Raw genomic sequence first — 12,773 nt, 5'->3', positions numbered from 1 at the left:
CCTTGTATTCCGCATTATTTTTCGCCCTAATGGTTCATCGCAGTTAAATATTTACCCGGGAGTTCTGGCCGTGCCTACGCAATCTGAGCATACAAGCAGCTGGTCTATTCAGCCTGAAAGTCCGCTTCATCAGCAAATGCGTCAATGGCGACATGACTTCCATGCCCACCCAGAAACCGCCTTTGAAGAGCACCGAACCGCAGCAAAAGTTGCCGAGCTGTTAAAAAGTTTTGGTATCGAAGTGCATACCGGCTTAGCAAAAACCGGCGTTGTTGGCGTGCTTGATGGCAATATTTCCAGCGATCGCTGCATTGGCCTTCGCGCCGATATGGATGCATTGAATCTACAAGAACTTAATCAATTCAAACATTGCTCAACTCACCAGGGAAAAATGCACGGCTGTGGTCACGATGGCCATACCGCCATGCTGCTGGGTGCCGCTTGTTATTTAGCTGAGCATCGAGACTTTGCTGGCCGAGTGGTGTTTATTTTTCAGCCCGCCGAAGAAGGTGAAAATGGCGCAGAAGTGATGTGTCAGGATGGACTATTCGATCTATTCCCGGTCGATGCCATTTACGGCATTCATAATTGGCCAGGCGTGCCTACCGGCAGTTTTGCAATTCATCAAACCGCAGTAATGGCTTCGATGGATGTATTTGATATTGAAATTACTGGCCGTGGCAGCCATGGCGCAATGCCACATGCCGGTGTCGATCCGGTGGTGGTTGCCGGTCAATTAATTACTTCATTGCAAAGTATTGTTGGCCGTTCATTAGATCCGCAAAAAGCCAGTGTGGTCAGCATTACTCAAATGCAGGGTGGCGATGCTTACAATGTTATTCCAGAGTCGGTGACTTTATCGGGTACCTGTCGAACTTTTTGTGCAGAAACCCAAGATAAAATCGAACATAGAATGCAGCAGCATGTTGAGCATATTTGTGAGGCTTACGGCGCAACAGGCAAATTAAATTACCGGCGAATTTCTCCAGCCACGATTAACCAACCAGAACACGCAAATATTTGCATAAATACCGCTTTATCATTGGTATCAACTGAACAAGTCATAACCGATTTACAGCCCAGCATGGCTTCAGAAGATTTTTCATTTATGTTGCAGCGAAAACCCGGTGCTTATTTTTGGCTAGGTAATGGCAACCACGAGCAAAGCAAAGGGCTGCATAATCCTTATTACGATTTTAATGATGAAATTCTGCCGCTGGGAGCAAGTTTTTGGATCGCCTTGGCTAAATTAAATAATTAAATACTTGGCTGGTTTGTGCTTCATCATAAACCAGCATTTCATTACATTTTTATTACAAAAATATTTTTTTAAATTACACTTAAATTTTCTACTCCCTGCTCCAACCCAGATAAACACCCGCTTTCAGTAAACTCCCATCTCAAAGAAACCCATTAATACTTGAGCAACCCAGTAGGTTACTAGCGCCTTTCACTTTGCAAAAACTACCAATTATCAATAAACCAACTATTGTTGAGTCATCCTTCATTCTAGGGATAAAGAAGCAGCTACGTTTAACTGGCTAATTTATATTCCCAATAGCAAAAGTTTTAAACCAAAAGCCAACTGTGGTTTTGGTTTGTATCATGAGATAACACGGAGGTTAATATTCATGCACCCTATGTCAAAAACCATTTTTAAAAAAGGCGCAGTGGCTTTAGTCGTCACCAGCTTTTTAACCATTACTGCTTGTGGCGGTAGTGATAGCAGCACTCCAGTAGCTGCAGCACCTTCCTTTGGCGCCATGAGTATTGTCATGACTGCTGATGGCGATAACGACTCTGGACAGGTTTCATCGACTTTGACCATTTCACCAGCCAGTAGTGAAGATAGCTTCACTAAATACAATTTGTACTGGGGAAATGATGATTGCGATAAAGTCGGTGATGCTTTTACTAGCCTCGATAAAACCGGTGAAAATCTTGAATATGTTCTAGATGAAGATACGGTGATGCCACAAGGCTCTACCCACATTATGGTATTCAGCAGTAATGGCGATACCGAAATGAAAGAATGTATCACCATGGCTGTGACTGATGCTGGTGGTTTACCAAAACCTCCAGCAGCAACTTTCACAGATCCCAGTACTGATGTAGGAACAATCAATACAACAGTTGCAGTTAACGAGCTTACCTATACAGAATTTACTGATGATGGTGACGCTACGGATGATAATTTCGACATCATCGATGGCTACGTTGTCTATTGGGGTAGCAATGCAACAACCAAATTAAATTCCACTGCCCTTAAAGAAGATTTTGTAAAAGGAACTTCAGCAGATTCAATTAGTGTAGATTTAGGTGCCCCAGTAGCTGTGCCGACTGGAGCAACTCATTTGCTGGTATATAGCTACGTTGGTACTGTTGCTGATGCTGATCGAGTTGAATCCACAATGGCTCGCGCAGTTCGAATTGCCGATGCAGGCTTCCCAACCGTAACTATCGCAAGTGTTTCATTTAACGATGTGGATTACGACAAAGGTCAAATTCAAGGTGATTTAGAATTTTCAGTAACCAGTGGTGAAGAAGATGACTTTAATTCATTCAACATTTACTTTGGTGATGGTGAAGATAAAGTTGGCGCTGCCATAGGTGAAGTAGCAACGGTTAGTGGTACTAACGAATATACCTTTAGCTTTTCTGAAAACACTCAGGTTCCTGAACTAGCAGATAACTTCCTACTATTTCCTGTAAAAGACTCAGTCGAGCGCATCGGCGCACCAGTTGAAGAAGACATCGTTGATAATGTTGCAGGTAGCATTCCGGGAGATGGTCCTGGCGCCGTTACTTTCTTTGATGGTGATGTAACTGCTGACGAACTTTCTGGAACCGTAACCATCGCACCTGCTACTGATGAAACAGATGTTGATGAGTATGTTCTTTATTGGGCCACTGATAATGAAATAGAAAATAAGTTGTACGAAACACCTATCACCAGAGTTGCTACTAATTCTGAAGAAGATGTAACGGCAACTATTCCTTTAAACACTGTGGTACCTGCAGCTGCTACACATATTGTCATCGTCAGTAGCAATGCTGTAGGTGAAAGTACATCAGAAACAGATATTGTTATTGCGAATGTAGATAATGCGTTACCAGCAGCTCCTGGATTAATTACTCTTGTCGATAATGATACTGATGGTGTCACTTCAGCCGCTAATGATAAATTAGAAAATGAACTGACTTTTGCTGCCGCCTCTGAAGAAGTTAATATCACCCATTACGCAATATATTGGGGTGATGGCGCTAACTCAATTTTACAAATTGACTCTGCAGATGCAGTAATCGCGGCAAATGTCTCAAAAACAGATCTTTCATTCAATTTTGCTGATAATGTTGATAACGAAACTGATATTCCAACAGGTGCAACTCACGTGCTGGTTGTTGGTGTCAATGCTCATGGCAATAGCGCAACTGCATCATTTATTGCAATTGACCAGCCAAATTAAGGTGTAAAACAAAAAAAACCCGGCATTTATTCCGGGTTTTTTTATGCTAAGTTTAAATAGTTTGTTTATTAGCCTATTTATTAAAAACCGGTATCCCAGCCACTTTCTTTCGCATATAAGCAATTTGTTCCATATGCGGTAAATCTTTGGGGCAAGTGTCCTGACAACCGAGTAAGCTCATACAGCCAAACACGCAGTCTTGATTACCTAATACATGGAAGAAATCATCATCACAGGCATTGTGCAAGTCGAGTGCGCAGCTTTAATTTTAGAGTACGCTTGTAGGCTACAAAAACCGATTGGTTTTCATTAATAAAACTCTGATATTTCAATTAGCGCTGAGCCAACAGTTGGCTAGGCAATGTAGTGAATCTTCAACACATCATCCTTAGAGATTATCTTACTCCCCCTACATCTTCTGCGAATACCTATGCAATGAATCACGAAGAAATTCAGTAAACTACTCACACTTTCTATTTTGAAAAAGCACCCATTGCCAATAAACCAACTATTGTTTATAAATCTGTCCTGATTGAGATGTAGAGCAGCTACCTTTAACTGGATGGCTTACACACCCAATAGCAAATTTTATAAACGAGTAACCAGCTGCGTTTTAATTTATGCCATGAGATAACACGGAGGTTAATATTCATGCACCCTATGTCGAGATTCACCCTTAAAAAAAGCGCAGTGGCTTTCGTGGCCACCTGCTTGTTAACTATTACTGCCTGCGACGGAATTTACCCGACTCCTCAAGATGGCGCATTAAGCTTTTCCATTCAAGATGAAGATTTAGCCATTGGCAGGATTGCAGGTGATTTAACTATTTCACCATCACTTGATGAAAGCGATATAACAGAATATAACCTTTATTGGGGCACAGACGATTGTATTAAAGTTGATCCTGAGCCTATTGCCAGGATAGCTGCCACTGGTGGAAATGTTTTTCATCGATTTTATCCTGCTGCAAACGCTTCACAAATTCGAGTTGGTGCAGATAAATTACTAGTGTTTTCTGGCAATGACGACGCCGAAATGGCTACTTGTATCGACATGGAAATTGTCGACGCGGGTGCATCTCCTTTGACAATTCAATCAGGCAGCGTTTTAATAACCGATGCTGATCAACGTCCTCGCTCTTTAGGGGGGCAGTTAGCTGTTATCGCGTCCTCGTCGGAAGCTATGATCGATGGCTACCGTCTATATTGGGGGGTTAGCGAAACTCAAAAACTGCCTAATGCAGAGAGTTTTGCAGGAGGTATAAAAAATAATGGATTCATATATAGCTTGGGCAGCAATACTAATAATACGGCAACAATCATTCCAGAACGCGTAACTCACATATTGTCTTATACCTATTTAGGTACGCAAGAAAATACCATTCCAAGGTATTTGTCTATTATAGAAAGCGCTTCTCCTGTGAGTGCACCACAAAACGTGACATTTACTGACACTGACCCTGACGGCGGCCAGATAGCCGGTAATCTAGCAATCACACCAGCAGCAGATCTAAGCTTTCTTCCCCCTACTCACTACGATATTTTTTGGGGCAAGACTAATCAAATAAGGCTTTCATTGATTGAGAGTATTCCTGCTGACACCGTCCCATTACAATATACTTTTCCCGTCGATACTCCTGTAGTGCCCGATGCACGTTTTTTGTTTGTTATACCTCGAAATGCTGGTGGTTTAGCAGCTTCATTTCGTGATTTTGTTGTAACAATTAGTGATATAGGTCTGCCAATATTAGATGCTGCAGCAATTAGTTTCACCGACACTGATCCAAATGCAGGTAAATTAAGTGGCACGGTAACAATAGCTGCCGCACCAGATGAAACCAACATTACTCACTACGTGCTTTACTGGGCTGATGCTGCTGGTGATCGATTGTACGATCTACCGATAATTTCATTGGAAGCTAATAATAGAAACAATCTTACATTTCGCATACCAAACAATACGATAAAGCCAGCCTTTGCTTCTAAACTTGCTGTTTATACTAAAAATAGCGGTGGTGAAAAAATAACAGGTATAGCTGTGTCAATTAATGACTTATAAACTCAATAATTGGCTATAAAAAAACCCGGCATTGATTATTGCCGGGTTTTTTTATGCTAAAAATAACGCACCATTTTTAAAGCAACTGTTATTTATTAAAAATAGGTATCCCCGCCACTTTCCTTCGCATATAAGCAATTTGTTCCATATGCGGCAAATCTTTCGGGCAAGTGTCTTGGCAACCGAGCAAGCTCATGCAGCCAAACACACCGTCTTGATTACCCAACACATGGTAAAAATCATCATCGTCACGGGCATCGCGGCTATCTAAAGCGAAGCGAGACAGTTTCATCATACCGACCGCACCGACAAAGGTTTCACGCATTTGTTTGGTGGCACAGGCCGATACACAGCAGCCGCATTCTACGCAGCGGTCCAGTTCATAAACCTTTTCTGCTTCTTCCGGTTCTATGCGTTGTTCCACTGCGTGAATATTGTCGTCTTCATTTTTAGGGTGAAGATACAATGCCAATCGCTCGGCTAGCTCACGCATAAACTTACCGGTGTTTACCGATAAATCGCCAATTAATTCAAAACCGGGCAATGGCATTAATGTCAGTTCCGGGTTTTCAAATTTACTGGTTAAAGTTCTGCAGGCTAAAGTCGGTAAGCCATTAATTACCATGGCACAGCTGCCACAAATGCCAGCGCGACAAACAAAATCAAATTGTAATGATGGGTCTTGCTCGGCACGGATTTTATTTAATGCGATAAAAACCGTCATGCCCGGTGCTTCTTCCAGCTGATAAGAAACCATTCTTGGTTTGTCATCAACCTGCGGGTCGAAGCGGAATATTTTGAAGGTGACAATACGACCTTTCGCCATTATTTAGCCTCCTGTTGGTTGATTGCTGTCATATCAGCTCGCTGGTTTGGCTCACCTAAATCAATCGGCAAATCAAACGCCATAATGGCGGCTTGTTTTTGCTCGCGGGTGGCATTTTCTGGCAGATTTTTAACAATGGCTTCAATTTCAGCCAGACGCTTTTCGGTGTCTGAATGATGAATCGCATTGTTGATACCGTAACCACGATAACCCGGTGGAATTTCCATTTTCATAATATCGAGCGCTTCGTAGCTCAGCTCTGGCTCCAGTTCACCTTCTGCTGACCAGTTGGCTAAAGTACGCTTTAACCAGTCGCGGTCATTTCGCTCGGGGAAATCTTCCCGGGCATGGGCACCGCGGCTTTCGGTCCGGTCGCGGGCACCTTTGGCAACACATAGCGCTACTTTAAGCATTCGGCGCACCCGTAACGCTTCGACCAGTTCTGGGTTAGAATGGCGCTTTTTACATTTCAGTTGAATTTTTCTTGAGCGGCGTAATAAGTCACGTAATTCTGAAACCGCTTTAGTTAGTTCATCTCCATTTCGGAAAATACCAACATAATTCATCATGACTTGTTGCATTTGCTCTTTTATCTCAAATACATTTTCACCGGCTTTACTTTCTAATAATTGATCAATTTCTTGCTGTAGTTTATCTACGCTGGTTTTAATTAATCCGGTATCAACAATTAAATCAGTTTCGTGGCAGAACTCAGCAACATATTCACCGACAATCATTCCTGCCACTACAGTTTCCGCCAATGAATTTCCGCCCAATCGGTTAAATCCGTGCATATCCCAACAAGCTGCTTCACCGACTGAGAATAAACCTTCTAAAGTCGGGCTCATGCCCTTGGCATTGGTTTTAATGCCACCCATGGAGTAATGCTGGGTTGGCCGAACCGGAATATATTCTTCGGCTGGATCTATGCCTAAAAAGCTTTCACAAATTTCTTTTACTTCACGTAAATTCTTTTCGATATGCTCCCGGCCTAGTAACGTAATATCGAGCCATAAATGTGGACCATAAGGACTATCGACACCCTTGCCTTTTCGCATGTGTTCGGTCATACGGCGAGAAACCACATCGCGCGAAGCCAATTCTTTTTTCTCTGGCTCATAGTCGGGCATAAAGCGGTAACCGTCTTTATCGCGTAATAAACCGCCATCACCCCGGCAACCTTCGGTGGTTAAAATACCAACGGGAACAATTGCGGTTGGGTGAAATTGCACCGCTTCCATATTGCCTAATTGTGCAACGCCAGTTTCTAGCGCAATGGCTTGGCCGATGCCTTCGCAAATCACGGCATTGGTCGATACCGAATAAATTCGGCCATAACCGCCGGTGGCAACGGTGGTTGCGCGGGCAATATAAGCAAATAATTCACCACTAATTAAATCGCGAACCACTGCACCGTGGCAGCGCTTGCCATCATGAATTAACGACAATGCTTCAACCCGCTCATGAACTGGAATACCCAGCTCGATGGCTTTGTTATCGACTGTATTTAATAGCGCATGGCCAGTGCCGTCTGAACTGTAGCAAGTCCGCCATTTTTTGGTGCCGCCAAAGTCACGGGCATTAATTAATCCATGGGCCTGTTCGGCTTCTTCAATGGTGACTTTTTCGGCATTGACCACAACTTGACGTGGCCCTTTTTTAATTCTGCTCCAAGGCACGCCCCAACTGGCTAACTGACGGACTGCTTTGGGTGCCACATGGGCAAACATTCTGGCGACTTCTTGGTCGCAGCCCCAGTCAGAGCCTTTGACGGTGTCCATAAAATGAACATCTTCATCATCGCCCTGGCCTTTGGTGGTATTGGCCAAAGACGCCTGCATGCCACCTTGGGCAGCGGCTGAGTGGGAACGCTTGGCGGGAACCAGCGATAAAACCTGGGTGTCTAATCCTTGCTTCTTACAGGCAATCGCTACACGCAATCCTGCCAGGCCGGCACCGATTACCAGCGAATCGGTATAGATAATCTTCATGGTCGCTCCTGCTGAAAACCTAATTTTGAGTCCACTCGAAAGTTTGAATTAACAAATTTCGAGACTGGTAGTTAACCTGCTGCATGTGGCCAAAAAGCCGCCAATGACAACATTCCCACAGAGATAAACACCAGACTGAAAATAGTTTTCAGACGACGTAATTTTTCACGCTGGTCGAGATTTTTTACCAGACCCCATTTAATTACTACTCGATATGCGCCGATTGCGGCATGTATTTCGGCTGCTAATAACAATGGAATATATAAAACCCATGCATGGTCAATCCAGATTCGAGTGGCCGAGCCTACCGCACCCACTGAAATCGGATCCGAGCCAATCAACCATAAATGAACCGGCAGCAGCACCATAATCACCACACCGGTCACTGCCTGCCAAACCCAAAGCTTGGTATCGCCATGTTGAACAACTTGTAAATGATTACGCAGTGCTAGTCGCTGTTTTACTTGTAATGGCAACCGATAAAGTGCGCTTAACATATGAATTACTGCCAGGGCACCAATGCCTATCGCAATCACCGTAACCACCCATGGATAGCCATGACCGTTTTCTGTCAAAAAGGCTAGTTCCATATTTCTGGCGACAAAATCCATCGCATCGCCACCGAGTAAAATCGATGAAACCAGAATCAGGTGAGTCCAGAGAAAGATGGTAAGCAATGCGCCAGATAAGCTTTGCCCGACATCGAGTCTGGCGCTCCAGCGTTTAGCATCCGTTAAGAGTTTTGCAGTCATTAAACCCTGTCTCCTAGCTTGAACAGCTTAATTGAAGGTCTGAGAAATCTGTCGTTTCAGCTACCTATCCGGGCAACTGCAGCAAATTTGGCTTAATGATTCCGCATCTGGGAATACCAAACCTTGCTATCGGTCGTTATTTTTATCATCTACTGGCTTGATCAATGGCGCTCGCTGCTTGGTATTGACTTGGCAAGAGTGGCAGCAATGATCAACAACCGTTCTATCAAACACTCAGATGAAGTGGCTGTTTGTTTCAGCGAGCAACACCAAACCGGCGAGCAACCTAACGATCAATCTGCTGGCCGATTGGAACCTATTGCCCCGCCATACCAGCATTCACTGTTTTTGAATGCATCTTCAACATCCCACTTTCGCAGTGAAAACAAAAGCCTCGCAGTTAAAATTGCACTGCAAGAATAGTGCGCTTGTCGCTACAAAATTGGCCTGACCTATGTCAAAACAGACAACAGTGTTATGCCAGTAAACGAACCAAAAAACGAACAAAATTTGCTGAGAAATGGCTACCTCAGAAGGGATAGTCACTGAACAGGAAAATTTAACGCACCCAAGCGAAAATGCTCAGCAGGCTAATTAATAAGATTAATCAATGCATGTTGGGGGGGAGTAAAAGATCGCTGTGGGTTAGAAAAACAGCGCCTTCTGGCCAGGCTCAAGGTTGCACGGAGCAGCGGTAGGCGCGACCTGCAACTTTCGAGGTCTTCGATAAACGCCGAGCAAACAATTGGCCAATTACCACTCGGAAAATACAAATATCAACCGTTGGAATAAATTTTTCCATGGTCAAGTTGTAGTTCGCAGTAGGCTCAGTACAACCTTGTAGCATGGAATTAAGTGCCTCAGGAGAGTGTGCATTTATTAAATTCTACTGCCCTAAAAGGCGTTTTTATTCTTGTATTAATTAATAACGAACCCGTCGTTTGACAAACCTAAGACGCAATCAGATACCTTGAAATTTGTTGGTCGATGTCTGATTTCGTTGCATGATCTACATGGAGAAAAACAGTGGGAAATGCCGAAAAATATCGGAAACATTTTCGGTCGCATCAAGCCTTGTGGCCACCAAAACAATTTAACTCACTGCTCAATTTTTGATCACTTTTTCAAATCGGCCTGTGAGGTTGAGTTATCAGCAGGATGGAAGTTTGTGCAAGGTATGTACAGAGGTTAACCACCGAGTTATCCACAGGTTTCGTGTACTAAGCAACAACTGCACCACAATTAAGTGACAACCCACTAGCGATCTGACAATCATAAATCACCAAGACTTATCCACAAAATCGGTTATTAGCATTTAGACACTAAAGTTTTCCACAACACAAGATGTGCTATTTCGGCTTCGATTAGCGTTTGATCCTAGAGAAGTTATTCACAAAAAACTGGTTATTTGGCCCGTCGGCAAAAAGCGTTACCAATAAATGGATTAGCGATTTTATTCACAACTGCCCACAACTTACTCAAAGCTAGCCAACAGGTTACCCAAAGCCTTACCCAATAATCTATTCAACCAAGTCGACTAAATTGCATTAGTTAACCACAACTACAAAACATCGCTTATTGGTAGCGAATTCCCTGATGATCAATCCAACCATCCACATGTTGAGCTGCCGGGTCTTTATGGGTCCAATGAACCACACCGCCATGCTTGTTCCACTCGTATTCACCAAAGAAGATCACTCGATCACCTGCTTGCAGGTTATCGATTCTCGGAGCCAAATCGATGTTGTGGGCCAGCAATAAAGTCTGGCCATTAATTAAACCAATAATAAATTTTTGATGCCGCGTGCCATCAAGGTCATCTTCAAGAATTTTATAAACCTTACCCTGCTGCAGAATTTGCAAGTCCGATGTTTCATCATCGAAGGCTTTTTGGATGGTTCGCAATGGTGTGAATTGATATTTTTCAGCCAGCTGAATTTCTTCTGGAACCGAGTCATAAATTAACGGGACACCGGAAATCCATAGTGCAATTGCTAGCAGCATTAATGGCAGAATAAAGCGGAATTTTTTCATAGAGGGTTTCGTCTAATAATATCGGAAGTTATTTGATTAAAAACTGTAGGTTTGATAAGCCAAAGGCGCAATCAGACAACTTGGTATTTGTTGGCAAACCTCGTATCTGCAGATACAAGGTTAGAAAAGCACTAGCGCCTTCTGACAATTAAAAATGTTAGATGACGCTGTATTTATCTAACCTACGATGAGAGCAAGATTCAAATCTGCTCTTCTTTCTCTAAAGCACCATCACTGCGGTATTCATCCAACCCCAGTTCTTTTAGCTTTCGAGTCAGCGTATTTCTACCCCAGCCAAGCAATACCGCAGCATCGCGCTTTCTGCCTGCGGTATGCTTCAAGGCAGCTTCAATCATAATCTTTTCAAAGCATGGTACTGCTTCTTCCAACAAGCCTTCTTTACCGGCTGCTAGGCTGGTTTCTGCCCAGCGCTTAAGGCCAGTTTGCCAATCACCATCGATTTGAGTTTCCTGATCAACCTGAAGTAACTCGGGCGGTAAATCAGAAACATGAACTTCGCGGCCACTGGCCATAACCGTCAACCAGCGACAAGTGTTTTCTAACTGGCGAACATTACCTGGCCAATCGAGGCTCGACATATATTTTTCAGTATCTGATGTTAATACCTTGGCTTCAACGCCCATTTCCCGCGCCGCAGCCGCCAGAAAATGATTAATTAAATCGGGGATATCTTCAGCACGATCGGCCAGCCGAGGTAAATGCACTCGAATAACATTTAACCGATGAAATAAATCTTCGCGGAATTTTCCTTCTTTTACCCGCTGCTCTAGATCTTGGTGAGTTGCCGCAATAATTCGTACATCAACTTTTATCGGCGTATGGCCACCCACTCGATAAAACTCACCATCAGCTAACACTCGCAATAACCGCGTTTGTACTTCTAATGGCATGTCGCCAATTTCATCTAAAAAAAGCGTGCCGCCATTCGATTGTTCAAAGCGACCTTGGCGAGAACCCGCGGCACCGGTAAAGGCACCTTTTTCATGGCCAAACAATTCTGATTCAATTAAATCTTTAGGAATAGCCGCCATATTTAAAGCAATAAAAGTATTATCTCGGCGAGGACTATGGCGATGTAATGCTCTGGCAACCAACTCTTTACCGGTACCCGATTCGCCATTAATCATCACGGTAATATTGGATTTTGCTAACCGACCAATTGCCCGAAATACTTCTTGCATTGAAGGTGCTTTACCGACAATTTCTGGTGTATCCGCATCATCGGCTATGACTTCTTGCTGATGATTTTCATGGAAATTTTGAAAAGCACGCCGCACTACTGCAACCGCTTCTTCCATATCAAATGGCTTGGGCAAGTATTCAAAAGCGCCACCTTCATAAGCTGCTACTGCGCTATCCAAATCCGAATGAGCTGTCATTACAATAACCGGTACATCAGGCCGACGCTTATGTACTCGCTGCATTAATTGCATGCCATCTAAACCCGGCATTCGAACATCGGTAATCATCGCCGTTGGCATGTCATATTCCAGCGCATCTAAAGCTGGCAGTGCATTATCAAAACTTTGCCAAGCAATATCAGCCTTGGTAAATGCCCGCTCTAAAACCCAGCGAATCGAGCTATCATCATCAATTATCCATACTTTGTCTTGTGACATAGCTG

10 protein-coding genes are annotated in these 12,773 nt (G+C 43.5%); 4 read left to right on the top strand and 6 right to left on the bottom strand.

Annotated elements, in window-relative coordinates:
• The first annotated feature begins 70 nt into the window (after positions 1 to 70).
• Together DC094_RS14615 and DC094_RS14610 are read left to right on the top strand one after the other, a co-directional pair.
• On the top strand, positions 71 to 1,261 hold the full coding sequence (locus tag DC094_RS14615; protein WP_339374127.1) for a M20 aminoacylase family protein: 1,191 nt from the start codon (positions 71 to 73) through the stop codon (positions 1,259 to 1,261).
• Between the two features lie 370 nt (positions 1,262 to 1,631).
• Complete coding sequence (locus DC094_RS14610) at positions 1,632 to 3,467, top strand: hypothetical protein (RefSeq protein WP_133245564.1); 1,836 nt, start codon at positions 1,632 to 1,634, stop codon at positions 3,465 to 3,467.
• 73 nt (positions 3,468 to 3,540) lie between these two features.
• Here DC094_RS14610 and DC094_RS14605 read toward each other — a convergent pair whose 3' ends face one another.
• Positions 3,541 to 3,714 (bottom strand): hypothetical protein, encoded by a 174-nt coding sequence (locus tag DC094_RS14605; protein ID WP_206605667.1) that lies wholly within the window; start codon positions 3,712 to 3,714, stop codon positions 3,541 to 3,543.
• A 464-nt stretch (positions 3,715 to 4,178) separates the two neighbouring features.
• Here DC094_RS14605 and DC094_RS14600 point away from each other — a divergent pair, with 464 nt between their 5' ends.
• Entirely contained in the window at positions 4,179 to 5,525 is a 1,347-nt protein-coding gene (locus tag DC094_RS14600) for a hypothetical protein (RefSeq protein ID WP_133245563.1), read from the top strand.
• A gap of 88 nt (positions 5,526 to 5,613) precedes the next feature.
• On the opposite strand, the gene DC094_RS14595 is transcribed toward DC094_RS14600, so the two are convergent.
• The 3 genes from DC094_RS14595 to DC094_RS14585 form a co-directional block, all read right to left on the bottom strand.
• Positions 5,614 to 6,351: a fumarate reductase iron-sulfur subunit gene (locus tag DC094_RS14595; RefSeq protein WP_116687863.1), complete on the bottom strand. Its 738-nt coding sequence runs from the start codon at positions 6,349 to 6,351 to the stop codon at positions 5,614 to 5,616.
• Positions 6,351 to 8,342 (bottom strand): fumarate reductase flavoprotein subunit, encoded by a 1,992-nt coding sequence (locus tag DC094_RS14590; protein ID WP_116687862.1) that lies wholly within the window; start codon positions 8,340 to 8,342, stop codon positions 6,351 to 6,353. Before DC094_RS14590 ends, DC094_RS14595 begins: the two co-directional genes overlap by 1 nt.
• Before the next feature lie 71 nt (positions 8,343 to 8,413).
• The gene (locus DC094_RS14585) at positions 8,414 to 9,094 is read right to left on the bottom strand and encodes a fumarate reductase cytochrome b subunit (protein WP_116687861.1); all 681 of its coding nucleotides are present in this window, start codon (positions 9,092 to 9,094) and stop codon (positions 8,414 to 8,416) included.
• A gap of 123 nt (positions 9,095 to 9,217) precedes the next feature.
• On the opposite strand from DC094_RS14585, the gene DC094_RS14580 reads away from it, so the two are divergent.
• Positions 9,218 to 9,517 (top strand): hypothetical protein, encoded by a 300-nt coding sequence (locus tag DC094_RS14580; RefSeq protein ID WP_116687860.1) that lies wholly within the window; start codon positions 9,218 to 9,220, stop codon positions 9,515 to 9,517.
• A 1,152-nt stretch (positions 9,518 to 10,669) separates the two neighbouring features.
• Here DC094_RS14580 and DC094_RS14575 read toward each other — a convergent pair.
• Positions 10,670 to 11,128 (bottom strand): DUF3465 domain-containing protein, encoded by a 459-nt coding sequence (locus DC094_RS14575; protein ID WP_116687859.1) that lies wholly within the window; start codon positions 11,126 to 11,128, stop codon positions 10,670 to 10,672.
• A gap of 200 nt (positions 11,129 to 11,328) precedes the next feature.
• A complete protein-coding gene (ntrC, locus tag DC094_RS14570; RefSeq protein WP_116687858.1) occupies positions 11,329 to 12,768 on the bottom strand; it encodes a nitrogen regulation protein NR(I) in 1,440 nt (479 codons plus the stop codon).
• Between the last annotated feature and the right edge of the window lie 5 nt (positions 12,769 to 12,773).

It is taken from the genome of Pelagibaculum spongiae (genome assembly GCF_003097315.1).
Classification (GTDB): Bacteria; Pseudomonadota; Gammaproteobacteria; order Enterobacterales; family Pelagibaculaceae; genus Pelagibaculum; species Pelagibaculum spongiae.
This window is presented reverse-complemented; position numbering and strand designations above follow the sequence as displayed.